The following is a 25,229-nucleotide window of genomic DNA, read 5'->3' as shown; positions in this document are numbered from 1 at the left end:
CGGTCGTTGCCTCTCGTTCGTCGTGCCCGGCCTTGTGCCGGGCGTCCACGCCTTGACAGCAATGCCGGATCAAAGACGTGGATGGCCGGGACAAGCCCGGCCATGACCAAATTGATGAGTCAACGGCAAAGTGCGTTGGTATTACGCCCCGAAACTCTTCGGCGAACCGGCCGCAGCCTGGGCGCCGCCAGTCTCCACGCGCATCACCGCCAGGCCACGCTCATTGGTGCCGTCGTTACGGAACCGGAACAGGCCGTCGATGCCGGCAAAGCCCGACGGATTGGTCAGCACTTCGGGCGCAAATCGCTTGGTACCCTGGGTTCGGGCCAAGGCCGCGACCAGCGCGACCGCGTCATAGGCCAGCGTCGCGGTGCGCACCGGGTCCTGACCGTATTTGGCGCGGTAGCGCGCCGAAAAGGCGCGGAAACCGGATGGATCCGGCGCCGCATAGAGGCCGCCCTGCAAGGCCGGCGCAGCCAGCACCCGCGGATTGTCCCACAAGCCGGTGCCGAGCAATTGCACCCGCTTAAGATTAGCGCCGCTGGCAGTCAACTGATCGGTCACCGAGACCAGCGCGTCGCCGTCATCGGCCAGCAACAGCGAATCCGCGCTGCCGAGCGCCTGTGCGACATTGCGCACCGGGCCGGCGCGGTCGGCACCGTATTTTTCGAAAGCCACGACCCGGCCGCCCTTGCGGGCGACGGCCTGCTTGAAGGCGGCCTCGACCACGGAGCCATAGGCATTGGCCGGCAACAATGCCGCGAATGAGCGCTTCCCGATGCTGGACGCATAGGTGACGATCCGGTTGACGTCTGATTCCGGCAGGAAACTCAACAGATAGACGCCGCGACCGGCGACGCTCGAATCGGTGGAAAACGCGATCATCGGCACCCCGCGCGTCCGCGCCAATTGGGCGGCGGCCGGCACCGAGGCCGCGAATAGCGGTCCGAGAATGATCTCGGCGCCCTCGTCGAGCACCTGCTGGGCACCGGCCTGGGCGCCCTGCGGATTGCCGGCGTCGTCCTTGATCAGCAGCTGGATATCGGGATTCTGGAACTCGGCCAGCGCCATCTCGGCGGCATTTTTCATCGATTGCGCCGCAACGCCGGCATTTCCCGGCGCCGACAGCGGCAGAAGCAGCCCGACCTTGACCTTGCCGTTGCCGACCGAGAGCGGCTGCTGCGCGGGCGCTGGCGCGGCTTCCTGACTGAACGGACCGGTGAAGGACTGCTGGACCCCGGCGCAGGCGCCGAGCAGCGGCGCGCCAAGGATGAGCCCGACGGCCGTCCGACGCGTCGTTCGCAGGCCTTGCGCTTTCGGATCGTGCGAATTCACCATGGCTTCTCTTGCATCGGCCAACCCGTGGTCGGCCCGGTTTTCAACCCCCGAGAATCCGGAGATGGTTTTCGACGTCACCAAAATATCGGCGAATGATTAACCAAAACAAAAGTTTACGCTTCCGGGCCCAATCGCGCAATTCCGCTGTGCGCTTTTGTGGAAATCCTTCTAGATTGCGCCGATGCGAACCAAACCTGCCATCTCCCCGACTGCGGAGCCCACGGCGCCCGCCCGGACATTCCTGGTCGCCGGCCACGTGCTGTCCGCCCCGCGCGCGGCGCCAGGCCTGCATCTGGTGGCAACCCCGATCGGCAATCTCGGCGACATCACCCTGCGCGCGCTCGAGACCCTGGCCGGGGTCGATGTCATCGCCTGCGAAGACACCCGAATCACCCATCGGCTGACCGAACGATACGGCATCGCGGCGATGCTGAAACCCTATCACGAACACAACGCCACAATGGCGCGGCCGAAGATCCTGGAGAAGCTGGCGCAGGGCGGCTCGGTCGCGCTGGTGTCGGACGCCGGCACGCCGCTGATTTCCGATCCCGGCTTCAAGCTGGTGCGCGAAGTCTGCGCCGCCGGGCATCAGGTGATCGCGTTGCCGGGGCCGTCCTCGGTGCTGACCGCGCTGGCGGTGGCGGCGTTGCCGACCGACCGGTTCTTCTTCGACGGATTTCTGCCCTCCAAGCAGGGCGCCCGCCGCGCCCGGCTGACCGAATTGGCACGAATCGACGCCACGCTGGTGCTGTTCGAATCCGGCAACCGGATCGAGAAGAGCCTGCATGACCTGGCCGAGATCATGGGCGAGCGCGAGGCGGCGGTCTGCCGCGAACTCACCAAGCTGCATGAAGAGGTGCGGCGCGGTCCGATCGCCGAATTGGCGCAGGGTGCCGCGGCGCTCGAGACCCGCGGCGAATTCGTCGTGGTGATCGGCCCCCCGGCGGTCGATGCCGGGATGGCGCCCGATCAACTTGACGAATTGCTGCGCGCGGCCTTGAAGCATAACAGCGTCAAGGACGCGGTGGCGCAAACCGTCGAAGCGTCGGGACTGCCACGCCGCGAGATCTATGCCCGTGCGCTCGAATTGACCAGACTGGGCGAAGCCGAGGACGGCGATGGCGAAGGCTAGGAAACAGTCAGCAATGCCGCCGCGCGCCGCAGCTCCGGAACGCGTCGCCGCCTTTCGCACCGGCCTGTCCGCCGAAGCCCGCGCCGCGGCGCATCTGTTGGCGGACGGCTATCGCATTCTGGCGCAGCGCTTCAAGACCCGCTATGGCGAGATCGACCTGGTGGCACAGCGCCACAATCTGGTGGCCTTCGTCGAGGTCAAGGCCCGCGCCCGGCTCGACGACGCCGCCTATGCGGTGACGCCGCGCCAGCAACAACGCATCATCGACGCCGCCCGCGCCTGGCTGATGGCGCATCCCGAACATGCCGATTGCGAGCTGCGATTCGACGCGCTGCTGATCGCGCCGAACCACGCCCCCCGCCATCTCCCCGCGGCCTTCGACGCCAGCAGCTGACGCCGATCACCGCCGCATCGCCTTCCCCCATCATCAAGAACCCCGGATATCCAGCATGACATTGAAGGTCGCCGTCCAGATGGACCCCATCGCGCGAATCAACATTCGCGGCGATTCGACATTCGCGCTGTTGCTGGAGGCACAGAAGCGCGGTCACGCGCTGTCCTATCTGACGCCCGACAAATTATCGCTGCGCGGCAACGACGTCGTCGCCAATGTCCAGCCGCTCAGCGTGCGCGACGAGCTGGGCGACCACTTTACCCTCGGCGAAACGGTGCGCACCGACATGCGCGGCTTCGACGTGGTGCTGCTACGCCAGGATCCGCCGTTCGACCTCGCTTACATCACCAGCACGCATCTGCTGGAGCGGATCCATCCCGAGACCTTGGTGGTCAACAATCCGGCCAGTGTCCGCAACGCGCCGGAAAAGATCTTCGTGATGGACTTCGCCGACCTGATGCCGCCGACGCTGATCAGCCGCGACCTCGAGGAGATCAATTCGTTTCGTGCCGAGCACGGCGCGGTGGTGATGAAGCCGCTGCACGGCCATGGCGGCGCCGCGGTGTTCCGGGTGCTGCCGCAGGACATGAATTTCGGCTCGCTCTACGACATGTTCTCGGTGACATTCCGCGAACCCTGGGTGATCCAGCGCTTTCTTCCCGAGGTCAAGCATGGCGACAAGCGCATCATCCTGGTCGACGGCGAATTCGCCGGCGCCGTGAACCGCGTGCCGGCGCAGGACGATCTGCGTTCCAACATGGTGCGCGGCGGGGCAGCGGCTGCGACCGACCTCAGCCCGCGCGAACGCGAGATCTGCGCCCGGCTCGGGCCGCATCTGCGCGAGCGCGGTTTGCTGTTCGTCGGCATCGACGTCATCGACGGCCATCTGACGGAGATCAACGTCACCTCGCCGACCGGGATCCGCGCCATCGCCAAGCTCGGCGGCCCCGATGTCGCGGCGATGATCTGGGACGTGATCGAAACCAAGCGAAGATGAGCGCTCCGCCGTTTCCACGCTCAGGCGCGGACCGACGCCGGTCCGCTCCTGGGCGGCGTCACGACAGGCGCGAACGTCCTGCCCGTTCCGGGCTTGTGAATCCGGAAGGTGTTGCGGCCGGCGGCTTTGGCGGCGTAGAGCGCTGCGTCCGCCATCATGAACAATTGGTCGGGTGTGCAGCCGTCCACCAGCGCGATGCCGACAGACACGCCGAGCTGAAGCCGGTGGCCGTGCAAGGCGATCGGCGAGCGCATCTTCTCGACGATGGCGCGGGCGGCTTCGGAAATGTCCGCGAATTGCAGACGGGCGCCGAGAATCACCGCGAATTCATCGCCGCCGATTCGCGCCACCAGCCTGGCGTCACCGCAGGCGCTGCGAATGCGTTGCCCGGCCTGCTTCAGGCATTCGTCGCCGACGGCGTGACCGAAGCTGTCATTGACCGCCTTGAACTCGTCGAGATCGATCAACAATAGCGCGCCGAACGGCTTGCCGGCGTCCGCGTTGGGATCGAGTTCTTCCAGTAGCACGGATTGAAACCGGCTGCGGTTCGCCAGCCCGGTGACCGCATCGACCTCGGCGAGATAGCGATTGCGGTCGGCGAGAATCTTCTCGTCGGTGATGTCCTGCTTGATGCCGAAGATGCGGACCGCGACGCCGTCCACGGATTCCACGCTGGCGGTGATCCGGATCCAGCGCCGGTTGCCCTTGACGGTCACGATCTCGGTATCGAGGCTGAAGCCGCTGCATTGCTCGATGGCGATGCTGCGCCGCTTGTGCAGTTCCCTGGCGGAGTCGTCCGGATAGCATTTCAGCATTTCGCCGCGTTCGAGCTCCGATCCACGCGGAAGATCGAAAATGTCATAGACCACGTCGGTCCACACCAGCGTCTCGTCGGGCAGGGTGCACTCCCACACGCCGATTCGTGCAGCGGCCGAGGCGCGATCGAAAATCTTCCGGCTATGGGCGAGCAACGCGGTCTGTTCGCGCAGCTTCTCCGCCTGATCCTGCAGCTGTGCCCGCAAGGCGGCGATCACCTCGGCGTCGCTGGAAACCGGTGGCTGGTCAGATTGATCGGACATGGATTTGAATCGAGCCAGCAAGAAAGACCGGGACTAAGCCTGCATAGTGAATCTTTAAGATTTAATGTCGAGGCAAGGTATTTAGGTGTCGTCAAGCGCCGCCTTCCACGTCTCCCAAACGACGCGGGACGGACGACTGTTCCTGAATTGTTCTTGCGAGACCCGGCGCCTTGGGATAATTTCGCCGCAGCGGAGCATAGCATGGTCCAGCGCGTTTCCACCGTGGCGTTTGAAGGCATCGAGGCAAGGACCGTCGATGTGCAGGTCCAGGTATCTCCGGGCCTGCCGGCCTTCGCGGTCGTCGGCCTCGCCGACAAGGCGGTGTCGGAAGCGCGCGAACGGGTTCGTTCGGCGCTGATCGCCTCCGGTCTGGCGCTGCCGGCGCGACGCATCACCGTCAATCTGGCCCCGGCCGACCTGCCAAAGGAAGGCAGCCATTACGACCTGCCGATCGCACTCGGGCTGATGGCGGCGATCGGCGCGATTCCGGCGGATGCGTTGGCGGGCTTCACCGTGCTCGGCGAATTGGGGCTCGACGGCTCGATCGCGCCGGTGGCCGGCGTGCTGCCGGCGGCGATTGCCGCCAATGCCCGCGATGAGGGGCTCATCTGTCCCGCCAGCTGCGGCTCGGAAGCGGCCTGGGCCAGTCCCGACATCCAGATCATCGCGGCCAATTCGCTGATCCAGATCGCCAACCACTTCAAGGGCACGCAACTGCTCGGCCGGCCGCAGCCGCGCGTCCATGAGGCGGAGCCCTCGCCGCTCGACCTGCGCGATATCAAAGGCCAGGAAAGCGCCAAGCGCGCGTTGGAGATCGCCGCGGCCGGGGGGCATCATCTGTTGATGATCGGCTCGCCCGGCGCCGGCAAGTCGATGCTGGCCGCGAGGCTTGCCCTCGATCCTGCCGCCGCTGCAGCCCGCCGAATTGCTCGAAGTGTCGATGATCGCCTCGGTCGCGGGCGAGATCCGCGACGGCGCGCTGACCGCGCGGCGGCCATTCCGCGCGCCACATCACTCCGCCAGCATGGCGGCGCTGACCGGCGGCGGCATCCGCGCCCGGCCCGGCGAGGTGTCGCTGGCGCATCAGGGCGTGCTGTTCCTCGACGAGCTGCCGGAATTCGACGCCCGGGTGCTGGATTCGCTGCGCCAGCCGCTGGAGAACGGCGAGGTCGCGGTGTCGCGGGCCAATCATCGCGTCACCTATCCGGCCCGCTTCATGCTGATCGCGGCGATGAATCCCTGCCGCTGCGGCCATGCTTACGAGCCCGGCTATGCCTGCAAGCGCGGCCGGCTGGAACGCTGCAGCGCCGACTACCAGGCGCGGATTTCCGGGCCGCTGATGGACCGCATCGATCTGCGCATCGAAGTCCCGGCGGTGACCGCCGCGGATCTGATCCTGCCGCCGGCGGCGGAAGGTTCGGCCGAGGTCGCGGCCCGCGTCGCCGCGGCGCGCGACATCCAGCGCGCACGCTATCTCGCAGCCGGCCTGCCGCAGATCCGCACCAACGCCGAGGCGCCCGCTTCGGTGCTGGAGACCATCGCGCAGCCGGATCAGGCCGGCCTCAAGCTGCTGCGCGACGCCGCCGAAACCATGCGGCTGTCGGCGCGCGGCTATCATCGTGTCCTTCGCGTCGCCCGCACGCTGGCCGACCTCGCTGGCGCCGACACCATCGGCCGGCTGCATCTGGCCGAGGCGCTGTCCTATCGCGCGCTGGCCGAGGACCTCAAGCGCGCCGCCTGAGCGCGCGTGGTTAACGGCCATCCGCACGTCAACTTCGTGGTAACGACTTTTGTTTACCCTCTGCAAACCATAGGCCTGCGTATCGGGCCGCCATGCAGAGTAACGCGTCATGTTGCGTTTCAAGATTCTCGCCTCGGCCATTCCGTTGCTGATTGCCGGCGTGTTCGCACGCAGCACATTGATGCCCGGCCCCGCGCCCTGCATCGTGCTCGGCGATCATTCGGTCCAGCTCACGTCCTCGGTTTGGCAGGCGCAACGGCGCGTCGGCTTCACCGACGATCCGCGGCTCGCCACTGTTCGGGTTCAGATCGTTGACGATGCCGCCGCCGCGGATTTCGCCGTCACCGACGATTCGGCTGCGACCGACAGCGAGGCCTGCCGGGTCACGGCGGCAACCCGGCTGGTCGCGATCACGGCGCGGTCCAATGCGGCCCCGCTGATCTATCTGACCCGCGACAACAATGCCGATTATCGGGTTTACGTCAGCTCGCAGGCTTTCACCGCGCAGGATGCGGCGGCGCTGGTGGTCGGCGCCGAGGACGCGGACTCGCGGATGACCACCGCCTCGATCGCTGGCGGCTCTTAACGTTCGATCAACCGTATTGGCACGGGCGCCTGCCAAACATTGCGGTGATCAAGCACTTTGCAATGTCGACCCGGCAATGTTGCGGCCGACGGTTGAGGGCCCAGGATGCGACGCGTATTGCGACTCAAATCACGATTGCGCCGAATGGCACGGCGCTATCCCCGGCTCATTTTCACTTTCCGCTCGTTCATCGTGTTCTCCGCCACGTTCGGAGGCGCCTATGGGTTCATCTCCGCCAGTCGGTCGCCGAATTCCGGCTATGATCCCCACGCCTTCGCGATCGGCGCCAGCTTCCTGTTCGCAATGGCCTGCGTCGCGCTGGCGATGCTGAGCATGCGGATGCGCTGGCTGCGCCGGGCGCAGCGCAAACTTGCCTTGCACAACGAAGCGCTGGTGGATCGCAATTGGGAATTGCAGGAAGCCGAGCAACGCGCCCGCGGCCTGTTCGAATCCCAGGGCGACCTGATCGTGCTGCGCGACGGCGACGGCGCCATCACCTTCGTCAACGACGCCTATTGCGCGCTGGCGCAGCGCTCCTGCGCCGACCTGATCGGCAGCCATTTCGCCCTTCCGGTGCTGACCCAAGGCGACGCCAAGCTGGAGCCGAACGGCACCCGGATCCACGACCAGGAGATCCGCACCGCGACCGGCTCGCGCTGGATCGCCTGGCGCGAAGGCCTCACCCGCTCCGATGCCGGGCAACCCGCCGAGTTGCAATGCGTCGGCCGCGACGTCACCGACCGCACCGAGACCGAACGCGCGCTGGCCGAGGCCCGCGACCTGGCCGATGCCGCCAACCGCGCCAAATCCCGATTTCTGGCGATGGCGTCGCACGAGATTCGCACCCCCCTCAACGGCATCATCGGCATGAGCGGTCTGCTGCTCGACACCGCGCTGACCCCGGAGCAGGTCACCTATGCCAAGGCGGTCAAGAGTTCGGGCGACGCGCTGCTGTCGCTGATCGAGGAGCTGCTCGACTATTCGAAGATCGAGGCCGGCAAGATCGACCTCGAGGCCCGGCCGTTCCAACTCGGCGCGCTGATCGAGGACATCGCCGAATTGCTGGCGCCAAGAGCGCAGGCGCGCCAGATCGAGATCGCGACCTATGTGGATGACCGTCTGCCGGCCGATCTGGTCGGCGACGCCGCGAGGCTGCGGCAGGTGCTGCTCAATCTGGCCGGCAACGCCATCAAGTTCACCGAGACCGGTGGCGTCGCGCTGATCGTCGAACCCGGCGAGCAGCCGGGCTGGATCAATTTCCTGGTCCGCGACACCGGCATCGGCATCGCGCCGGACGCGCAAGCCCGGATCTTCCGCGAATTCGAGCAGGCCCATGATTCGATCGCCCGCAATTACGGGGGCACCGGGCTGGGCCTCAGCATCAGCGAGCGGATCGTCAAGCGGATGGGGGGCCAGATCGCACTGCAGAGCCAGCAAGGCGTCGGTTCGACCTTCACGGTCGCCCTGCCGCTCGCCGAATCGCAGCACGCCGCCAGCACGACGCCGATCCTGATCGCGCCCGATCTGACCGGGCAATCGATCATGCTGGTGGCGCCGCAGACCATCGAAGCCGCATTGATCGCGCGTCGACTGCAACGCTGGGGGGCCAATACCTGCACGGTGTCGGACCGCGACGTCGCGGGGGCGCTGCTGCCGGAACGGCCATGGCAGGCGATCCTGATCGACCGCGGCATCGGCGCTGAGGAGGCCGAGGCGCTGGCCAGCGCCGCTACGCCCCATGCGGCGCAGCGAATCGTGATGCTGACCCCGGCGGCGCGGCATGAGCTTCAGCCCGGCGCCGAATCCGCTTTTACCGGCTATCTGGTCAAGCCGTTGCGGGCGGCGTCGCTGGCCGCGCGCCTGACGCTGCAAGCCACGCCGACCGCGCCCGGCATCTCCGATAGCGACGCGCCGGACCCACAGCCCCAGGTCGGCGAAACTGCCAAGTCGAGCGGGCGGGCGCTATCGATCCTGGTCGCCGAAGACAATGACATCAACGCGCTGTTGATGCGGTCGCTGCTGACCCGGCTCGGTCATCGGGCGGTCATCACCACCGATGGCGAACAGGCGCTGGAATCCTGGCGGGCCGCCGAATCCGCCGCCGCGCCCTATGATCTGGTGCTGATGGATATTCAGATGCCGGTGCTCGACGGCATCGAGACGACAAGGCGGATCCGCGCCCGCGAGGCCGAGCAGCGGGTTCGCCGCACCCCGATTCTGGCGCTGACCGCCAATACGCTGGTCGAGGATCGCTACGCCTGCTTCGAGGCGGGGATGGACGGCTTTCTGGTGAAGCCGCTGGATCGCGACAAGCTCGCCGATGCGCTCGCTAATCTGGCGGCCTCGCGCCACCTGGCGGCGTGACGCCGGCACCGGTCTTGATCGATTGCACCGGCCACGCCTGATCCACATACCAACAACGCCAAACTAACAGCCCGTGTCACGCCACCGAAACCGTGGTGTCACACCGCTGTCGAACGTGCGTGATTGTTGATGCGAGAAGGCTGCATCGGTCCGATTCGGACGCGTGCGGTTGCGGGGATCAACATGCCAGCCGAAGACCTGACACGCTCGACCCAACGTTTCATCAAATTGCTGCGGCCCGAAAATGCCGGCGCGGTCGCCCACAGCGCCATCACCTGGTTCAAGCCGGCGCCGAAGCTGATGCTGGATGGCAAGCCGATCGTCCGGTTTCCTCAGCAGCCGGCGACGCTGGGGAAGATCGGCGCGCTGGAAGTCCGGCTGGCGCAGAAGAAGAACGACGTGAAGCGCGCGCAAAAGCTGCGCTACCGGGTGTTCTACAAGGACGGGACCGCGATCGCTGATGCCGCCACCATGCTGGCGCGCCGCGACAAGGACGCCTTCGACGCGATCTGCGACCATCTGCTGGTGATCGACCACGCCGCCAAGCCCTCGCTAAGCGGCAAGCAGCCGGTGGTCGGCACCTATCGGCTGCTGCGGCAGGAGGTCGCCGACCGCGCCGGCGGTTTCTACACCGAGAATGAGTTCGATATTTCCGGCATGGTCGAGCGCCATCCGGACCTGCGCTTTCTCGAGCTGGGACGCTCTTGCGTGCTGCCGCGCTATCGCACCAAGCGCACCGTCGAATTGTTGTGGCACGGGATCTGGAGCTATGTGCGCCAGAACCGGGTCGACGTGATGATCGGCTGCGCCAGCTTCGACGGCACCGATCCGAACCGGCTGGCGCTGCCGCTGTCGTTCCTCCACCACTACGCATCCGCGCCGGCGGAATGGCAGGCCAGCGCCAATCCGTCTCGCCGCGTCGACATGAACCGGATGGCGAAAGACGCCATCGATCCGAAATTGGCGTTGCACCAGCTGCCGCCGCTGATCAAGGGCTATCTGCGGCTCGGCGCCGTCATCGGCGACGGCGCGGTGGTGGACTATCAGTTCGGCACCACCGACGTCCTGATCGTGATGCCGGTGGCGGCGATCAAGAGCCGCTATATCGAGCATTTCGGCGCCGACGCGACAAGGCACGCGGCGTAAGTCAGGCCCCTAAGTCAGGTCCCGGGGCCGATCCAAACCTTGCTGTCACCACCCGCGAAAGCGGGTGGCCCAGTAGTCCAGAGCTTTCGCGTTCAATCGCAAAGCTACGACATACTGGATCCCCGCTTGTCGCGGGGATGACAGGTGAAGGATGACGGATGGAAATGCGAGCGGCGTCTGCTCCCCCGAAACTACGTCGCAGCGCCCCGCGAACTACAACCTGCGCAGCGCTACCGATTCGACCACATGATCGGCGCCCTTTTTCAAAATCAGCGTGGCGCGCGGGCGGGTCGGCAGGATGTTGTCCTCGAGATTGGCCAGGTTGGTGCGCTCCCAGATCGCCAGCGCGGTCGCGGTGGCCTCTTCGTCGGACAACGGCGCGTAGCGATGGAAATAGGATCGCGGGTCGAGGAACGCGGTGTCGCGCAGCGCCAGAAAGCGCTGAATGTACCATTCGCGCAGCACCGGCTCGGCGGCGTCGATATAGACCGAGAAGTCGAAGAAGTCGGACACGACAGGCACCGCCTTGCCGTCGCGCGGCAGCCGGCCGGTCTGCAGCACATTGACGCCCTCGACGATCAGGATGTCGGGCCGGTCGACCGTGATCCACTGGTTCGGAATGATGTCGTAGGTCAGATGCGAATACACCGGCGCGCGGACCCGACGCCGCCCCGCCTTGATGTCGCTGAGAAAGCCGAGCAGGGCCGGCAGATCGTAGCTCTCCGGAAATCCCTTTTTCTTCATCATCCCCTCGCGCTCCAGCACCGCATTGGGATGCAGGAAGCCGTCGGTGGTGACGAGATCGACCTTGGGCCGCGGCGACCAGCGCGCCAACAGCGCCTGCAACACGCGCGCGGTGGTGGATTTTCCCACCGCCACCGAGCCGGCGACGCCGATGATGAACGGCACCTTGCGTTCGACGATGCCGAGAAACCGCCGTTGCGAAAAATACAGCTGCTGCAGCGCGGCGACATGAATCGACAGCAGCCGGGACAGCGGCAGATAGATCTCCTCGACCTCCCTCAGATCGAGCCGGTCGAACTTCGAGCGCAGCGCCGCGATCTCATCGGCGTCGAGCGTCATCGGCATATCGTCGCGCAGCTTGGCCCATTGCGACCGCGAGAAGGTCCGGTATGGATTGTACTGGAGGTCTGACCGCGCATCCATCAAACTGTCCTCGCCTTGGTTCTCTCGTCTTGATTCATAATCGAGCGATGCGACCGCGCCGGGCGGCCGACGCTTCAGTCGCGCTTGCGCGCCGCCTTCTCGTCCAGTCCCGACATTGAGGTGCGCTGTCCCAGCGCCGCCTCGACGTCCTCCAGCGTCACGTCGCGCGATTTCAGCAGCACGAGAAGGTGGAACAGGACGTCGGCGCTCTCGGCGATCAGATGGCCGCGATCATTCTCGACCGCGGCGATCACGGTTTCGACCGCTTCCTCGCCGAACTTCTTGGCGCAATGCTCGGGGCCCTTGTCGAGCAGTTTGCGGGTGTAGGACACCTCGGCGCTCGAGGCGGCGCGCGCGTCGATGGTGGCGGCCAGATCGTGGATCGTGAAACGAGCCATTGGTACTCTACCAGTTCTGCCGCTCGGAAGCCTATCGCTCCGAGCGGCGTTAATCTAGGGATCGAGCCGCATCGGCAGCCCGGCGCGGACCATATGATCCTTGGCCTGACGGATGGTGTATTCACCAAAATGGAAAATCGACGCCGCCAGCACCGCGGTCGCATGGCCCTGGCGGATGCCGTCGACCAGATGGTCGAGATTGCCGACGCCGCCCGAGGCGATCACCGGCACGTGGACGCTGTCGGCCACCGCCTGGGTCAGCGGAATGTCGAAGCCGACCCGTGTGCCGTCGCGGTCCATCGAGGTCAGCAGGATCTCGCCGGCGCCGAGCGACACCACCTCCTGGGCGAATTCGATGGCGTCGATCCCGGTGGCCTTGCGCCCGCCATGGGTGAAGATCTCCCAGCGGTCGCGGCCCGGCACGCGCTTGGCGTCGATCGCCACCACGATGCATTGGTCGCCGAATTTCTCCGCCGCTTCCTTCACGAATTCGCGGCGGTTGACCGCGGCCGAATTGATCGAGACCTTGTCGGCGCCGGAGCGCAGCAGCACCTTGATATCATCCACGGTGCGCACGCCGCCGCCGACGGTCAGCGGCATGAAGCAGGCTTCCGCAGTCCGCCGCACCACGTCGAGCATGATGCCGCGGTTTTCGTGGGTCGCGGTGATGTCGAGAAAACACAATTCATCGGCGCCGGCGGCGTCATAGGCGATCGCCGCCTCCACCGGATCGCCGGCGTCGCGCAGATCGACGAAATTGACGCCCTTGACGACACGGCCGTCCTTGACGTCGAGACAGGGAATGACGCGGACCTTGAACATGATGCTTCCTATGCGGCCCGGGCACGGCTGATCAACGCCAGCGCCTGCGCCGGATCGAGCCGGCCGTCATACAGAGCGCGGCCGGCGATCGCGCCTTCGAGCTTGCGCGCGCGCGGCTCGAGCATCGCCTTGACGTCGTCGATCGAGGCGAGGCCCCCGGAGGCGATCACCGGGATCGAGATTGCCTCTGCCAGCGCGATGGTGGCGTCCCAGTTGATGCCCTTGAGCAGCCCGTCGCGGGCGATGTCGGTGAAGATGATGGCGGCGACGCCGGCGTCCTCGAAGCGTTGCGCGATCTCCAGCACGGTGACCTGCGAACTCTCGGCCCAGCCTTCGACCGCAACCTTGCCGTCGCGGGCGTCGAGCCCGACCGCGACCCGGCCGGGAAATGTCTTCGCGGCTTCCTTCACCAGCGCCGGATCGCGCACCGCCGCGGTGCCGATGATGACCCTGGTGATGCCCTTGCCGAGCCAGGCCTCGATGGTGGCCAGATCGCGGATGCCGCCGCCGAGCTGCACCGGCATGGAGACGTCCTTCAGCATCGACTCCACCGCCTGCGCATTGACCGGCTTGCCGGCAAAGGCGCCGTCGAGATCGACGACGTGCAGATATTCGAAGCCCTGCGCAGCGAAATCACGCGCCTGCGCCGCAGGATCGAGATTGAACACGGTGGCGCGCGCCATGTCGCCCTGCTCGAGGCGGACGCATTGGCCGTTCTTCAGATCGATGGCGGGAAAGAGGATCATGTCGGGGTCTTTCTCCCTCCCCCCTTGCGGGGGAGGGTCGGGGTGGGGGTAAGCCACGGGCACTTAGTTCGCGGACCCCCACCCCCGACCCCTCCCCGCAAAAGGGAGGGGAGAAGCGCCGCGACGCGTCCTCGATGTCAAAGCGGATATTCACGGCTTCCACTTTAGAAAATTGCCGATCAGAGCCAGGCCGAAGCGCTGGCTCTTTTCGGGGTGAAACTGGGTGCCGATCGCAGTGTCGCGGCCGACCATCGCGGTGACCGGCCCGCCATAATCGGCGCGCGCCAGCACGTCGGCCTCGACGGTGGCCGCCAGATGAAACGAGTGCACGAAATAGGCGTGCAGACCCTTGGGACCGAGCGGCAGCCGCTGCAGCACCGGATGCTCGCGCACCATGTCGAGCGTATTCCAGCCCATATGGGGGATCTTCAGCTCTTCCTGATTCGGCGTAATCTTGACCACGTCGCCGGCGATCCAGTCGAGCCCGCCGGTGGTGACGTGCTCCTTGCCGCGCGTCGCCATCAGCTGCATGCCGACGCAGATGCCGAAGAACGGCCGCGCCTTGTCGCGCACGGTCTCGGTCATCGCCTCGACCATGCCGTCGAGCGCGTCGAGGCCGCGGCGGCAATCGGCGAAGGCGCCGACGCCGGGCAGCACCACGCGGTCGGCGCGAAACACCACTTCGGGATCGCGGGTCACCACGATCTTTTCCGGCACCTCCATGCTGCGCGCCGCGCGCTCGAACGCCTTGGCGGCGGAATGCAGATTGCCGGAGCCGTAATCGATGATGGCGACGGTCACCGCGATGATCCCGGACGTGGAAACGACCCGACAATGTCGGTGTTGAGCGATGATGACGGCATCGGGATGCGCCGCACCGGTGGCGGTTCGCCGCGATCGACCGGCGGCTGATAGCCGGCGGTGACCGGTTGCGCCCGGGTCCAGCGATCGAAGAAGCGCCGCTCGGCGGCTTCGGTATCGTCCGCGATGACGACGTCGAGCTGGCGCCATTTGCGACGCGCCAGCGTCCAACGCCGCAGGCTGGCGGCCTCGAGCCCCAGCAGCGTTGCCAGCAGCAGCAGCACGGCAAAGCGCGCGCCGGCTCCGGAATGTGCCGCGCCCAGCACAACCGTCAGGGCGATCACCAGCGCGATATAGCCAAGCAGCGCCAGCCAGAGCCGGCGATACAGCAGCCACAGCGGGCCCAGCACGAAGGCCCAGACATAGAAGCCGTCGCGCACGAACACGAAGCGGTCGGGCGCGATATCGGGCTGCCGGTTGACCGTCGGGGGGGCGTGAACTGTGTAAACCGGCATGGGTACCTTCCGCCGATGGATGAAACCGATCAGCCGCCGAGCTGACCCTTGGTCGATGGCACTTCGCCCGCGGCGCTCGGATCGATCGCGACCGCCGCGCGCAGCGCCCGCGCCAACCCCTTGAAGCAGGATTCGGCGATATGGTGGCTGTTCTCGCCATATAGGGTTTCGACGTGCAAAGTCACGCCCGCATTGCCGGCGAAGGCGTTGAACCATTCGCGCACCAGCTCGGTGTCGAATTCGCCGATCTTGTCGCGTAGGAACTCGGCTTTGAACACCAGCACCGGCCGGCCCGAAATGTCGATGACGACCCGGGTCAGGGTCTCATCCATCGGCATCAGAATGCTGGCGTAGCGGGTGATGCCCTTCATGTCGCCGAGCGCCTGCTTGACCGCCTGGCCAAGCGCGATGCCGACATCCTCGGTGGTGTGGTGATGGTCGACATGCAGGTCGCCGACCGCCTTCACCGTGATGTCGATGCGGGAGTGGCGGGCCAGCAGATCCAGCATATGGTCGAAGAAGCCGATCCCGGTGGACACGTCGGAGACGCCGGTGCCGTCGAGATCGACCGCGACCGCGATGTCGGTTTCCTTGGTCTTGCGCTTGATCGTCGCCTTGCGCATGAAGCGGGCTCTCCGGGGGCTGAAAACGCGCCCTTTTAACAGGCGGATGACGGCTTCGCTACCGCTGCCTCGGTCTTGCAGACCCGTTCTTCGACCTATGGTGACCAAATCCGCCGCAGCGGCCCGATTTGCAACGGCGCGGGGCAATACCTAGATCAGCGACCTTGAGAGGAATTCCATGAATATGCATCCCGCTTCCGGCGAAGGCTCGCCGCAGGTCTGGCACGGCACCACCATTCTGACCGTCCGCAAGGGCGGAACGGTCGTGATCGGCGGCGACGGCCAGGTCTCGATCGGCCAGACCGTGATCAAATCCAACGCCAAAAAGGTCCGCAAGCTCGGCAATAAGGGCGACGTGATCGGCGGTTTCGCCGGTGCCACCGCCGATGCCTTCACCCTGTTCGAACGGCTGGAGGCCAAGCTCGAGCAATATCCCGGGCAATTGACCCGCGCCGCGGTCGAATTGGCCAAGGACTGGCGCACCGACCGCTATCTGCGCCGGCTCGAGGCGATGATGATCGTCGCCGACAAGGACGTCTCGCTGGTGCTGACCGGCACCGGCGACGTGCTGGAGCCAGAGGCCGGCGTGATGGCGATCGGCTCCGGCGGCAATTACGCGCTGGCGGCAGCGCGCGCGCTGGTCGACTCCGAGAAGGACGCCGAGACCATCGTGCGCCGCGCCCTCGATATCGCTGCCGACATCTGCGTCTACACCAACCGCAATGTCACGGTTGAAACGCTTTAGTGGCCGTCATTGCGAGCGAAGCAAAGCAATCCAGGGCCGGCAGGCGCAGCCTGGATGGCTTCGTCGCAAGTACTCCTCGCCATGACGAACTTAACCGTAGTGTAAAGAACCATCCATGACCGACTTTTCCCCCCGTGAAATCGTTTCCGAACTCGACCGCTTCATCGTCGGCCAGCACGACGCCAAGCGCGCGGTGTCGATCGCGCTGCGCAACCGCTGGCGGCGGCTGCAACTCGAAGGCAGCCTGCGCGAGGAGGTGTTGCCGAAGAACATCCTGATGATCGGCCCGACCGGGGTCGGCAAGACCGAGATCGCGCGCCGGCTGGCCAAGCTCGCCAACGCGCCCTTCATCAAGGTCGAGGCCACCAAATTCACCGAGGTCGGCTATGTCGGCCGCGACGTCGAGCAGATCATCCGCGACCTGGTCGAGGTCGCGATCGCGCAGGTGCGCCAGCGCAAGCGCAAGGACGTCGAGGCCCGGGCCCAGATCGCCGCCGAGGACCGCGTGCTCGACGCGCTGGTTGGACCGGGCTCGGGACCTGCGACGCGGGATTCGTTTCGCAAGAAGCTGCGCGCCGGCGAACTCAACGACAAGGAGATCGAGATCGAGACCCAGGCCGGCGGCTCGCCGATGTTCGAGATCCCCGGCGTGCCGGGCGGCCAGATCGGCGCGATTTCGATCGGCGATATTTTCGGCAAGATGGGCGGGCGCACCAAGACCCGCCGGCTCACGGTTGAGGATTCTCACGAGCTGCTGGTCAACGAGGAATCCGACAAGCTGCTCGACGACGACAAGCTGGTGCAGGAAGCGATCCACGTGGTCGAGAACAACGGCATCGTGTTTCTCGACGAGATCGACAAGATCTGCGTGCGCGACGGCCGCAGCGGCGGCGACGTCTCGCGCGAGGGCGTGCAGCGCGACCTACTGCCCTTGATCGAGGGCACCACGGTCTCGACCAAGCACGGCGCGGTGAAGACCGACCACATCCTGTTCATCGCCTCCGGCGCCTTCCACATCGCCAAGCCGTCGGACCTGCTGCCCGAATTGCAGGGCCGGCTGCCGATCCGGGTCGAGCTCGACGCTTTGACCCGCGACGACATGCGGCGAATCCTGACCGAGCCGGAAGCCTCGCTGATCAAGCAATATGTCGCGCTGCTGCAGACCGAGGGCGTCACCCTCGACATCACGCCCGAGGCGATCGATGCGCTGGCCGACGTCGCGGTCGCGGTCAATTCCAGCGTCGAGAATATCGGCGCGCGGCGGTTGCAGACCGTGATGGAGCGGGTGCTCGACGAAATCTCCTTCGTCGCCCCGGACCGCAATGGCGAGACCATCCAGATCGACGCCGACTATGTGCAAAAGCATGTCGGCGATCTGGCCAAGAACGCCGATCTCAGCCGGTTCATTCTGTAGCTGCGGCTCGTAGCTGCGGCTCGTAGCAGTGGCTCGCTGGTCAGCGCACAACACTCATGCCGTCATCGCCCGCGAAAGCGGATGGTGACAGCACAGCTAATACCAACGGTCGTTGCCTCTCGTTCGTCATGCCCGGCCTTGTGCCGGGCATCCACGCCTTGAAAGCAGTGCCGGATCAAGACGTGGATGGCCTGGACAACGGCCATGACCAAATTGATGAGTCAACGGCAAAGTCCTTTGGTATAACGCCCCGCAGCTACCTTGCCCGCCGCACCCGGACATAGAGCGCGCCTTCGCCGCCATGGCCGATATGGGCTTCCTCGAATCCGACCACCAGCGCGCGGAATTCGGGCAGGCCGAGCCAGTGCGGCACCTGCCGGCGCAACACGCCGCGTTCGGAATCGGGCCCGACCGTGCGGCCCTTGCCGGTGATCACCAGCACGAAAGTCAGACCGTCGCCGCTGGCGCGCTGCAAGAACGCCAGCAGCGCATGATGGGCGCGTGACTGCGTCATGCCGTGCAGATCGATGCGGCCCTCGATCTCCTTGCGGCCACGCGACAGATGCGAGCGCTCGCGGCGACCCAGCGGGGCCAGCGGCGGCGGTGCGGGTGTCGGCAGCGGCGACCTTGCGATTCGCTCGCGCGGATGCGGCTTCGCCGGTGCGACGCGCTTGACCGCGATCACCGGCTCTGGCGCGGGCGGCGGCGCGATTGCGGCTTTCACCGCGCGTTGCTGCTTGCGCAGTGGCTTGATCTGTTTGGCGACGGCGTCCCACAGCGCGCGCTCTTCCTCGCTCAGACCGCGCTTACGGCGTGACGGCGGCGGCGGTTGGGGCGGCGCAGGACGCTTCATCGACCGCTGCGATGGCGGCGATGCGAAGGGGCGCGATGGGCGGGGCGGTTGGCCGCGACCGGTCGCGCCTGCGGCAGCGGAATCGCCGACGCCACGCTGGCGGCCTCCGTCTTGGCGATCTTGTTCGACGGCCTTGCCTTGGGCAGCGGCATGTTGCGGCCTTGCGCCACCGGGTCGAGACTGTTCGGCAGCAGCATCACGAAGCGCATCTTGTGCCGGATCCGGCCCGCCACCGCGCCGGCTTCGTTGCCGGCGCCGAAATACAAATCGGCGCGCGCCGGACCGACGATCGCCGAGCCGGTGTCCTGTGCCACCATCAGCCGGTGGAACGGGGTCTTGGACTGCTCCGATTCGAGCGGCAATTCGCCGGCGATGAAAAACGGCGTGCCATAGACATGCAGCGATTTGTCGACCGCGATCGAACGGCCCGGCGTCAGCGGCACGCCCTGGGCGCCGACCGCCTCGTCCTTGTCGGAGAGCTGAACCTCGCGAAAGAACACATAGGAGCGGTTCTGCCGGCGCAATTCCTTGGCGCCATCCGGATTTGCATCCATCCACTGCCGGATCCGCTGCATCGACATCTCTTCTTTCGGCACGATGTTGCGGTCGATCAGGATGCGGCCGACCGGCGTGTAGGGCAGACCATTATGGGCGTCGTAATTGATCCGCACCGTGCCGCCATCCTCGAGCCGGACCCGCGCCGAGCCCTGGATCTGGGTGAATAGCAGATCAGTCTGGCTCTTGAGCCAACAGATTTCCAGGCCGCGCCCGGCAATGGCGCCGTCCTCGATTTCGGCGCGATCGTAATACGGCACCAGCTTGCGCCGGCCGATCTTGCGAAACACCTGGCCCTTGTTGGGCAGGCCGGTGGCGCCAGGCTTGACGCCACGGACGAACAGGTTCGACGGCCGGCGATAGACCGGGACATTGTAGACGTCGGTCTTGACGCGGGAGCCCTCGATCACCGGCTCGTAGTAACCGGTGACGAAGCCGTCGGCCTCGCCGAGCCGGGAGATTTCCAGCGGCCGGAAATGGCGTTCGAAAAATCGGCGAGCCTGCGCCGCATTGGCAATCTTGGCGGAGATGGCGGCGCGGCAGGGCGCGCGTAGCGAGCCGCCGAGCGGCTTCGAGGTGGTCGACGGCTGGCGTCGCGCGGCGATCGGCCGGCAGCTGGCGCGGAAGGTCTTGAAGGCCGCAAGCTGATCGTCGTCGGCCCAGCCGGTGACCGCGCTCCAGCTCACCGGGCTATATTGCGCGCCGGGAATCTCGAGCGGCCAGCTCGGGTAGTGCGACTTGTGGTGATGATGATGATGATGATGATGTCGGTGCTGGCGTCTGGCCTCGGCGCCCGACAAGGGCGCGAGCAACAGCGCCGCTGCGATCATGCAGGCTGCGGCGGCGCGCCGGCCGTTCGGATTATTGCGCGCTTCCCGTGCCAACCAGCTTCCAGTTCGGATCGCGCGAGGTGATGTCGCGGGCAAAGGTCCAAACGTCGGTAATGTCCGCGACCTTGTCGGGATTGCCGTCGACGATCGCCCCGGCCTTGTCGCGGGTGACAGAGATCATTTGCGACACGAACCGCACGGTCAGCTGCGCCGCGCGATCGCGCACTTCGGCGCCGACCAGTTCGGACTTCTCGATCGAGACGAAGCGGGTCTCGGTCTTCTGCTCGTTCTTCTCGCGATCCTTGATCGCGGCTTCGAAGCTCTCATAGACGTCGGACGACAGCAGATCCTTCAGCGCGCGGCGGTCGCCATTGGCGAAGGCCATCACGATCATCTCATAGGCGCCCTTGGCGCCGGAGATGAAATGCCGGGGATCGAACGAGGAATCCTGCGCGGCGATCGCATTGAGGCCGGCTTCGAGATCCGAGCCCGGCTCCGCGATGCCCTTCCAGCGATCGGTCGGAGGCACTACATCGGCGGTCGGCGCCAGCGGGGTCTGATCGATCACCTGGCCGGGAATCGGCATGACATTGTTGTCCTGCTTGCCCTGAAGCGCGTCGCGCGCCGCGGCGCGGTCGAACGGCGGGCGCTCGCTTCCGGTGCGCTGGCCCAGCACGTTGCGAAGACGCAGGAAGATAAACACCGCGAGTGCCAGGAAGATGATGGTGTAAATATCCACGTCGTATTCACTTTCTGATCGGCGCCGGGATCGGCCCGGCGTAGGAGCGTCTCCGGGGAGACGAATGACAACGGCAAGGGTCCGCCCTCACCATGTAGGCACGAACTGCGCCGCGCCAATGGCGCGTTTTGTCACAAACAAACCCGCCGGCGAAGCCTGACAATCCAGCGCGAGGGCGCTGATTCCCCTGAATTGTACGCGTTTCGGCACCGCGGGGAAACCGGATCATGGTGGGAAATCCCGACTATTCAGCCATTTAACCGGTATTTGCGGCCTGTCTTGACGGAATTGACGTTCCGGCCCGACGTCCATTGGCGCCGTGACGTCCGGTTTCGCCGCGGGATGCGTCCGTCGACCTTGTCGAGCGCCGCGGGGCTATGATAGCCACTCGCCCCGACACAACCCCGCGCGGTCCCGATGCAATCGGGTCGCAGCTGCTTGAAAACGCTTCAGGAGAGACATCGATGACCAACGGTAACGGCACTCCTTCCGAAGGTGGATCTCCTCCGCAGCTGAACGTGTTGGCGCAGTACACCAAGGATCTGTCATTCGAAAATCCCAACGCCCCGGCGTCGCTGGCCCCGCAGCAGCAGCAGCCCGCGATCAACATCCAGATCAATGTCGGCGCCAATACCACCGCCGAGAACGAGTTCGAGGTGACGCTGTCGATCGAGGGCAAGGCCGAGATGGGCGAGACGCTGATGTTCAGCTTCGAGCTGGCCTATGCGGGCGTCTTCCGGATCCTCAACGTTCCGCCGGAGAATCTGCACCCGCTGGTGATGATCGAATGCCCGCGGCTGCTATTCCCGTTCGCGCGCGAGATCATCGCGAGCGCGGTGCGCGATGGCGGCTTCCCGCCGCTGATGCTCGATCCGGTCGATTTCGTCGGGCTGTATCGCCAGAATATCGAACGTCAGGCGGCCGCCCAGCCGGCTCCGCAGACCAAGCTGAGCTGATTTCCCGACGCTGGCGGCGCTCGCGCTGCCGGCGGAACAGGCGTCAGCCGAAATAATCGGTCCAGATCGGTTTGTCGCCCAGTGTGGCGACAAACGCCCGATGCGCGGCCACCACCTCATCGCTGAGCCGCGGCGCGAGCGGCGTCACGCGCTGCCGCCGCGGCGCATCGCCTTCGCGGATCGTGCGGTCGGCCTGGGTCTCGGCGAGAATCAGCTGCGACTGCCGCGCTCCGATCAGGTCGATATAGACCTCGGCCAGCAATTCGGCGTCGAGCAGCGCGCCATGGATGGTGCGGCGCGAATTATCGACCGCATAGCGCGAGCACAGATCGTCGAGCCGATTGGACACGCCAGGATGCTTGCGTCGCGCCAGCGTCAAGGTGTCGACCAGGCGGTCGCGCGGAATCGGCGGTCGCGACATCCGCGCCAGTTCGGCATTGATGAAGCCGATATCGAACGAGGCGTTGTGGATCACCAGCGGCGTGTCGCCGATGAATTCCAGGAACTCCTCGACCACATCGGCGAATAGCGGCTTGTCGGCGAGAAATTCGCCAGACAGGCCGTGCACCGCGAAGGCCTCGGCCGGCATGTCGCGTTGCGGATTGATGTAGCGGTGAAAGGTCTGGCCGGTCGGCATCCGGTTGAAAATTTCGACGCAGCCGATCTCGACCAGGCGATCGCCGCGCAGCGGGTCGAGGCCTGTGGTTTCGGTATCGAGGACGATCTCGCGCATCGGGATTTGCCAATCGGGCGGCGAATCAGCTTCGCCGTTGCGGCATCTTAGCAGCCTCGGCGAGGATTTCGCGGATCCGGGCGCGCACCGGCTCCAATCCGCGCGAGGTATCCACCACGAAATCGGCGCGCGCGCGCTTGTCGGCGTCGGGCAATTGCCGCGCCAGGATGGCGTCGAGCTTCTCCGGCGTCATGTTGTCGCGCGCGAGAATCCGTTCGCGCTGCTGCTCCGGCGTGGTCGAGACCACCACCACGATGTCGACCCGATTTTCGCCGCCGGTCTCATACAGCAATGGCACGTCGACCACCGCGACCGGGGCGCCGGCGCGTTCGGAATCGTCGAGGAATTTCTGGTGATAGGCGCGCAGCATCGGATGGACGATTCGTTCCAGCCGCTGCATCGCCGCCGCATCATGCACCACCTTGGCGGAGAGCTTCGCGCGATCGACCTTGCCGTCGACCGTGGTGCCGGGAAACGCTGCTTCGATCGCCGGCGCCGCTTCGCCCGCATAGATCTTATGGACGGTGGCGTCGGCATCATAAACCGGGATGCCGGCCTCCGCGAACAGCTTGGCCGTGGTGGATTTGCCCATTCCGATCGAGCCGGTCAGCCCAATTATCAGCACCCATCGCCTCCCGCATTTATTGTGATGACGGCGTTATGCCATTCTTACAGCGCCAGCAGTTTCTGCTTGCGCAGGAATCCAAGCAACGGCAGCAGCGGCAGACCCAAAATCGTGAAATGATCGCCATGGATGCCGTCGAACAGATGGACGCCGAGGCCTTCGACCTGATAGGCGCCGACGCTCGTCAGCGCGGCGTCGCCCGCGGCATCCAGATAGGCCTCGAGGTCGGCGTCGCTGAGCGGACGCATCGTCATCCGGGCGATCGTGACGGCGGCAAACAAGGTCTCGCCGTCGCGCACCAGGGCGATCGCCGAATGCAATTCATGGCGGCGGCCGGCGAGTTCGTGCAATTGCTTGGTGGCGGCGGCGCGATCCGCCGGCTTGTTGTAGCTGCGCTCGCCCAGCGCCAGGGTCTGGTCGGCGCCCAGCACCAGCCGCCCGGCATGGGTTCTGGAGACAAAATCAGCCTTGCGCTGCGCCAGCAGCGCGGCGATTTCGCCGGGCGAGGTCAGACCCGATTCTTGTGCGATCCCGCGTTCGTCGATCGCGGCCGGGACCGCCTCGAATGGGATTCCCGCATTGGCCAGCAAGGTCTGCCGCGCAACGCTTTGCGACGCCAGGACCAGCGGCTGCGAAGCCAGCCACAATGTCATTCTTGCACCCTTTGGCGCTGCCTGTCGGCGAGCAGCTTCATGATCGCGGCCGCAGTTTCCTCAATCGAGCGGCGCGTGACCTCGAGCAGCGGCCAGCCATATTTCGCGCTCAGCCGTCGCGCCAGTGCGACTTCATCGGTCACCGATTGGCGATCGGTATAGGACTCGTTGCCGGCGTCGGCGGCGCCCATGCTGAGCAGGCGGTTCTGCCGCACCTGGATCAGGCGTTCCGGGGTAGCATGCAGGCTGACCACCAGCGGTTTGGTCAGCGTCTCCAATTGATGGGGAATCGCGATGCCGGCGACCAGCGGGACATTGGCGGTGCGGATGCCGCGATTGGCCAGATAGATCGAAGTCGGGGTCTTCGAGGTGCGCGACACCCCGACCAGCACCACGTCGGCTTCTTCCAGCCCTTCGACATGCTGGCCGTCATCATGCATCATCGAATAATTCAGCGCGTCGATGCGCTTGAAATAATCGGCATTCAGGGTGTGCTGGGCGCCGACCCGGCCGGTGGTGGTGGAGCCCAGATAGGCCTGGAACAATTGCATCACCGGCCCGATGATCGACAGGCTCGGGCTGTTGATCTCCTGGCATTTGGCTTCCAGCCGCCCGACCAGGTCCTTCTCCAGCAGCGTGAACAACACGATGCCGGGCGCTTCCTCGATTTCCGCGAGTACGCGGTCGAGCTGCTTCTGGCTGCGCACCAGCGGATAGACATGTTCGACCGGCGAGACATTGGCGTATTGCGCGGCGACCGCGCGCGACACCGTGATCAGGGTTTCGCCGGTCGAATCGGAGACCAGGTGAAGATGAAAATAGCTGCCTTCGGTCGGCATCATGACCCTGTATATCCTGTGAAAAGCTGTGGGGCTGGAGCCGGGTTTTGGCGCCGCGGCGGGCGCGGGCGGGATAACCCGGCTTTTTCTTCACAGGCCTCGTGTGAGGGAATGTTTTCGCGCTGACTCGGATGTTAGCGGGGTTATGTGGATTTGTCTCTTGATAAAGAGCCTAACGAAAGGCGCAAGTCCCTGAGCGCAGTTGCGTTATTCCGATCGTCGGAGTCCTGTGCATTTCGCTGTGGGGTTGTGCATAAACGGCTGGCAACTGACCGATGGTTTTGCGTGGGCCTAATCCACTGTCACTTAGACTCTAACCTAAGAATCTATAACTATTGTTTTAGAAAGGGACGGCTTGCGGATAGACCTAACTTCAAGCATTTCGATAACGCTCGTGTTAGGCATGGCGTTCCAAGCGAGACGATCGAGACAGGGCTG

25 protein-coding genes and 1 pseudogene are annotated in these 25,229 nt (G+C 65.5%); 10 read left to right on the top strand and 16 right to left on the bottom strand.

The genetic code is table 11. The features are described 5' to 3' along the window. Positions 1 to 141: 141 nt before the first annotated feature. Positions 142 to 1,338 (bottom strand): penicillin-binding protein activator, encoded by a 1,197-nt coding sequence (locus tag RBJ75_RS20330; RefSeq protein ID WP_044405295.1) that lies wholly within the window; start codon positions 1,336 to 1,338, stop codon positions 142 to 144. A 181-nt stretch (positions 1,339 to 1,519) separates the two neighbouring features. On the opposite strand from RBJ75_RS20330, the gene rsmI reads away from it, so the two are divergent. The 3 genes from rsmI to gshB are packed head-to-tail and all read left to right on the top strand — an operon-like array spanning position 1,520 to position 3,861. Then, positions 1,520 to 2,470 (top strand): 16S rRNA (cytidine(1402)-2'-O)-methyltransferase, encoded by a 951-nt coding sequence (rsmI, locus tag RBJ75_RS20325; RefSeq protein ID WP_044405296.1) that lies wholly within the window; start codon positions 1,520 to 1,522, stop codon positions 2,468 to 2,470. Continuing rightward, complete coding sequence (locus RBJ75_RS20320) at positions 2,457 to 2,864, top strand: YraN family protein (protein WP_044405298.1); 408 nt, start codon at positions 2,457 to 2,459, stop codon at positions 2,862 to 2,864. Before rsmI ends, RBJ75_RS20320 begins: the two co-directional genes overlap by 14 nt. Before the next feature lie 55 nt (positions 2,865 to 2,919). Then, on the top strand, positions 2,920 to 3,861 hold the full coding sequence (gene gshB, locus RBJ75_RS20315) for a glutathione synthase (protein ID WP_044405300.1): 942 nt from the start codon (positions 2,920 to 2,922) through the stop codon (positions 3,859 to 3,861). Positions 3,862 to 3,881: 20 nt separating this feature from the next. On the opposite strand, the gene RBJ75_RS20310 is transcribed toward gshB, so the two are convergent. Continuing rightward, complete coding sequence (locus tag RBJ75_RS20310) at positions 3,882 to 4,940, bottom strand: sensor domain-containing diguanylate cyclase (RefSeq protein ID WP_044405302.1); 1,059 nt, start codon at positions 4,938 to 4,940, stop codon at positions 3,882 to 3,884. 201 nt (positions 4,941 to 5,141) lie between these two features. On the opposite strand from RBJ75_RS20310, the pseudogene RBJ75_RS20305 reads away from it, so the two are divergent. The 4 genes and pseudogenes from RBJ75_RS20305 to RBJ75_RS20290 all read left to right on the top strand — a co-directional run bounded on the left by RBJ75_RS20305 (position 5,142) and on the right by RBJ75_RS20290 (position 10,777). Continuing rightward, a pseudogene (locus RBJ75_RS20305) lies at positions 5,142 to 6,681 on the top strand (YifB family Mg chelatase-like AAA ATPase). A gap of 109 nt (positions 6,682 to 6,790) precedes the next feature. Continuing rightward, on the top strand, positions 6,791 to 7,267 hold the full coding sequence (locus RBJ75_RS20300) for a hypothetical protein (protein ID WP_044405304.1): 477 nt from the start codon (positions 6,791 to 6,793) through the stop codon (positions 7,265 to 7,267). Between the two features lie 105 nt (positions 7,268 to 7,372). Then, complete coding sequence (locus RBJ75_RS20295) at positions 7,373 to 9,631, top strand: ATP-binding protein (RefSeq protein WP_044405306.1); 2,259 nt, start codon at positions 7,373 to 7,375, stop codon at positions 9,629 to 9,631. Positions 9,632 to 9,814: 183 nt separating this feature from the next. Further along, positions 9,815 to 10,777 carry a GNAT family N-acetyltransferase gene (locus tag RBJ75_RS20290; protein WP_044405321.1) on the top strand — a complete coding sequence of 321 codons (963 nt, stop codon included), beginning with the start codon at positions 9,815 to 9,817 and terminating at the stop codon, positions 10,775 to 10,777. Between the two features lie 213 nt (positions 10,778 to 10,990). Here the strand turns inward: RBJ75_RS20290 and coaA are convergent, their stop codons facing one another. The 7 genes from coaA to hisB all read right to left on the bottom strand — a co-directional run bounded on the left by coaA (position 10,991) and on the right by hisB (position 15,849). Then, complete coding sequence (gene coaA, locus RBJ75_RS20285; protein WP_044405308.1) at positions 10,991 to 11,944, bottom strand: type I pantothenate kinase; 954 nt, start codon at positions 11,942 to 11,944, stop codon at positions 10,991 to 10,993. A 74-nt stretch (positions 11,945 to 12,018) separates the two neighbouring features. After that, on the bottom strand, positions 12,019 to 12,342 hold the full coding sequence (locus RBJ75_RS20280) for a phosphoribosyl-ATP diphosphatase (protein ID WP_044405310.1): 324 nt from the start codon (positions 12,340 to 12,342) through the stop codon (positions 12,019 to 12,021). 54 nt (positions 12,343 to 12,396) lie between these two features. After that, positions 12,397 to 13,164 (bottom strand): imidazole glycerol phosphate synthase subunit HisF, encoded by a 768-nt coding sequence (gene hisF / locus RBJ75_RS20275; protein ID WP_044405313.1) that lies wholly within the window; start codon positions 13,162 to 13,164, stop codon positions 12,397 to 12,399. 8 nt (positions 13,165 to 13,172) lie between these two features. Further along, positions 13,173 to 13,910, bottom strand: a complete 738-nt coding sequence (gene hisA / locus RBJ75_RS20270) for a 1-(5-phosphoribosyl)-5-[(5-phosphoribosylamino)methylideneamino]imidazole-4-carboxamide isomerase (RefSeq protein WP_044405315.1) — start codon at positions 13,908 to 13,910, stop codon at positions 13,173 to 13,175. A gap of 150 nt (positions 13,911 to 14,060) precedes the next feature. Further along, positions 14,061 to 14,711 (bottom strand): imidazole glycerol phosphate synthase subunit HisH, encoded by a 651-nt coding sequence (hisH, locus tag RBJ75_RS20265; RefSeq protein WP_044405317.1) that lies wholly within the window; start codon positions 14,709 to 14,711, stop codon positions 14,061 to 14,063. After that, positions 14,708 to 15,226: a DUF2628 domain-containing protein gene (locus tag RBJ75_RS20260; protein ID WP_276156181.1), complete on the bottom strand. Its 519-nt coding sequence runs from the start codon at positions 15,224 to 15,226 to the stop codon at positions 14,708 to 14,710. The genes hisH and RBJ75_RS20260 overlap by 4 nt, the downstream gene beginning before the upstream one ends. Before the next feature lie 29 nt (positions 15,227 to 15,255). Next, entirely contained in the window at positions 15,256 to 15,849 is a 594-nt protein-coding gene (gene hisB / locus RBJ75_RS20255) for an imidazoleglycerol-phosphate dehydratase HisB (RefSeq protein WP_044419145.1), read from the bottom strand. Between the two features lie 178 nt (positions 15,850 to 16,027). Here hisB and hslV point away from each other — a divergent pair, with 178 nt between their 5' ends. Both hslV and hslU read left to right on the top strand, forming a co-directional pair. Next, positions 16,028 to 16,594: an ATP-dependent protease subunit HslV gene (gene hslV, locus RBJ75_RS20250; RefSeq protein ID WP_173427405.1), complete on the top strand. Its 567-nt coding sequence runs from the start codon at positions 16,028 to 16,030 to the stop codon at positions 16,592 to 16,594. Between the two features lie 115 nt (positions 16,595 to 16,709). Then, complete coding sequence (gene hslU, locus RBJ75_RS20245; protein WP_276156182.1) at positions 16,710 to 18,008, top strand: ATP-dependent protease ATPase subunit HslU; 1,299 nt, start codon at positions 16,710 to 16,712, stop codon at positions 18,006 to 18,008. Positions 18,009 to 18,264: 256 nt separating this feature from the next. Here hslU and RBJ75_RS20240 read toward each other — a convergent pair whose 3' ends face one another. Genes RBJ75_RS20240 through RBJ75_RS20230 form a run of 3 tightly spaced genes read right to left on the bottom strand, consistent with a single transcriptional unit; the run spans position 18,265 to position 20,985 of the window. Next, a complete protein-coding gene (locus tag RBJ75_RS20240) occupies positions 18,265 to 18,861 on the bottom strand; it encodes a Smr/MutS family protein (RefSeq protein ID WP_044415380.1) in 597 nt (198 codons plus the stop codon). Next, a complete protein-coding gene (locus tag RBJ75_RS20235) occupies positions 18,858 to 20,246 on the bottom strand; it encodes a murein transglycosylase A (RefSeq protein WP_276156186.1) in 1,389 nt (462 codons plus the stop codon). The genes RBJ75_RS20240 and RBJ75_RS20235 overlap by 4 nt, the downstream gene beginning before the upstream one ends. A 31-nt stretch (positions 20,247 to 20,277) precedes the next feature. Next, positions 20,278 to 20,985 carry a Tim44/TimA family putative adaptor protein gene (locus tag RBJ75_RS20230; RefSeq protein ID WP_044418790.1) on the bottom strand — a complete coding sequence of 236 codons (708 nt, stop codon included), beginning with the start codon at positions 20,983 to 20,985 and terminating at the stop codon, positions 20,278 to 20,280. A 464-nt stretch (positions 20,986 to 21,449) separates the two neighbouring features. Here RBJ75_RS20230 and secB point away from each other — a divergent pair, with 464 nt between their 5' ends. After that, entirely contained in the window at positions 21,450 to 21,941 is a 492-nt protein-coding gene (gene secB, locus RBJ75_RS20225) for a protein-export chaperone SecB (RefSeq protein WP_276156184.1), read from the top strand. A gap of 43 nt (positions 21,942 to 21,984) precedes the next feature. On the opposite strand, the gene dnaQ is transcribed toward secB, so the two are convergent. Genes dnaQ through RBJ75_RS20205 form a run of 4 tightly spaced genes read right to left on the bottom strand, consistent with a single transcriptional unit; the run spans position 21,985 to position 24,791 of the window. Continuing rightward, positions 21,985 to 22,674, bottom strand: a complete 690-nt coding sequence (gene dnaQ, locus RBJ75_RS20220; RefSeq protein WP_044417750.1) for a DNA polymerase III subunit epsilon — start codon at positions 22,672 to 22,674, stop codon at positions 21,985 to 21,987. A gap of 25 nt (positions 22,675 to 22,699) precedes the next feature. Continuing rightward, entirely contained in the window at positions 22,700 to 23,299 is a 600-nt protein-coding gene (gene coaE, locus RBJ75_RS20215) for a dephospho-CoA kinase (protein WP_044417748.1), read from the bottom strand. Positions 23,300 to 23,343: 44 nt separating this feature from the next. Continuing rightward, positions 23,344 to 23,952 carry a Maf family protein gene (locus RBJ75_RS20210; RefSeq protein ID WP_044417746.1) on the bottom strand — a complete coding sequence of 203 codons (609 nt, stop codon included), beginning with the start codon at positions 23,950 to 23,952 and terminating at the stop codon, positions 23,344 to 23,346. Continuing rightward, on the bottom strand, positions 23,949 to 24,791 hold the full coding sequence (locus RBJ75_RS20205) for a pyruvate, water dikinase regulatory protein (protein WP_044417754.1): 843 nt from the start codon (positions 24,789 to 24,791) through the stop codon (positions 23,949 to 23,951). The genes RBJ75_RS20210 and RBJ75_RS20205 overlap by 4 nt, the downstream gene beginning before the upstream one ends. Between the last annotated feature and the right edge of the window lie 438 nt (positions 24,792 to 25,229).

This window comes from Rhodopseudomonas sp. BAL398 (genome assembly GCF_033001325.1).
Lineage (GTDB): Bacteria > Pseudomonadota > Alphaproteobacteria > Rhizobiales > Xanthobacteraceae > JARJEH01.
This window is presented reverse-complemented; position numbering and strand designations above follow the sequence as displayed.

Excerpts from the sequence above, each read along its gene's own strand:
- RBJ75_RS20330 (WP_044405295.1), bottom strand. The coding sequence starts at position 1,338 with ATGGTGAATTCGCACGATCCGAAAGCGCAAGGCCTGCGAACGACGCGT.
- rsmI (WP_044405296.1), top strand. The coding sequence starts at position 1,520 with ATGCGAACCAAACCTGCCATCTCCCCGACTGCGGAGCCCACGGCGCCC.
- RBJ75_RS20320 (WP_044405298.1), top strand. The coding sequence starts at position 2,457 with ATGGCGAAGGCTAGGAAACAGTCAGCAATGCCGCCGCGCGCCGCAGCT.
- gshB (WP_044405300.1), top strand. The coding sequence starts at position 2,920 with ATGACATTGAAGGTCGCCGTCCAGATGGACCCCATCGCGCGAATCAAC.
- RBJ75_RS20310 (WP_044405302.1), bottom strand. The coding sequence starts at position 4,940 with ATGTCCGATCAATCTGACCAGCCACCGGTTTCCAGCGACGCCGAGGTG.
- RBJ75_RS20300 (WP_044405304.1), top strand. The coding sequence starts at position 6,791 with ATGTTGCGTTTCAAGATTCTCGCCTCGGCCATTCCGTTGCTGATTGCC.
- RBJ75_RS20295 (WP_044405306.1), top strand. The coding sequence starts at position 7,373 with ATGCGACGCGTATTGCGACTCAAATCACGATTGCGCCGAATGGCACGG.
- RBJ75_RS20290 (WP_044405321.1), top strand. The coding sequence starts at position 9,815 with ATGCCAGCCGAAGACCTGACACGCTCGACCCAACGTTTCATCAAATTG.
- coaA (WP_044405308.1), bottom strand. The coding sequence starts at position 11,944 with ATGGATGCGCGGTCAGACCTCCAGTACAATCCATACCGGACCTTCTCG.
- RBJ75_RS20280 (WP_044405310.1), bottom strand. The coding sequence starts at position 12,342 with ATGGCTCGTTTCACGATCCACGATCTGGCCGCCACCATCGACGCGCGC.
- hisF (WP_044405313.1), bottom strand. The coding sequence starts at position 13,164 with ATGTTCAAGGTCCGCGTCATTCCCTGTCTCGACGTCAAGGACGGCCGT.
- hisA (WP_044405315.1), bottom strand. The coding sequence starts at position 13,910 with ATGATCCTCTTTCCCGCCATCGATCTGAAGAACGGCCAATGCGTCCGC.
- RBJ75_RS20260 (WP_276156181.1), bottom strand. The coding sequence starts at position 15,226 with ATGCCGGTTTACACAGTTCACGCCCCCCCGACGGTCAACCGGCAGCCC.
- hisB (WP_044419145.1), bottom strand. The coding sequence starts at position 15,849 with ATGCGCAAGGCGACGATCAAGCGCAAGACCAAGGAAACCGACATCGCG.
- hslV (WP_173427405.1), top strand. The coding sequence starts at position 16,028 with ATGAATATGCATCCCGCTTCCGGCGAAGGCTCGCCGCAGGTCTGGCAC.
- hslU (WP_276156182.1), top strand. The coding sequence starts at position 16,710 with ATGACCGACTTTTCCCCCCGTGAAATCGTTTCCGAACTCGACCGCTTC.
- RBJ75_RS20240 (WP_044415380.1), bottom strand. The coding sequence starts at position 18,861 with ATGAAGCGTCCTGCGCCGCCCCAACCGCCGCCGCCGTCACGCCGTAAG.
- RBJ75_RS20235 (WP_276156186.1), bottom strand. The coding sequence starts at position 20,246 with ATGATCGCAGCGGCGCTGTTGCTCGCGCCCTTGTCGGGCGCCGAGGCC.
- secB (WP_276156184.1), top strand. The coding sequence starts at position 21,450 with ATGACCAACGGTAACGGCACTCCTTCCGAAGGTGGATCTCCTCCGCAG.
- dnaQ (WP_044417750.1), bottom strand. The coding sequence starts at position 22,674 with ATGCGCGAGATCGTCCTCGATACCGAAACCACAGGCCTCGACCCGCTG.
- RBJ75_RS20210 (WP_044417746.1), bottom strand. The coding sequence starts at position 23,952 with ATGACATTGTGGCTGGCTTCGCAGCCGCTGGTCCTGGCGTCGCAAAGC.
- RBJ75_RS20205 (WP_044417754.1), bottom strand. The coding sequence starts at position 24,791 with ATGCCGACCGAAGGCAGCTATTTTCATCTTCACCTGGTCTCCGATTCG.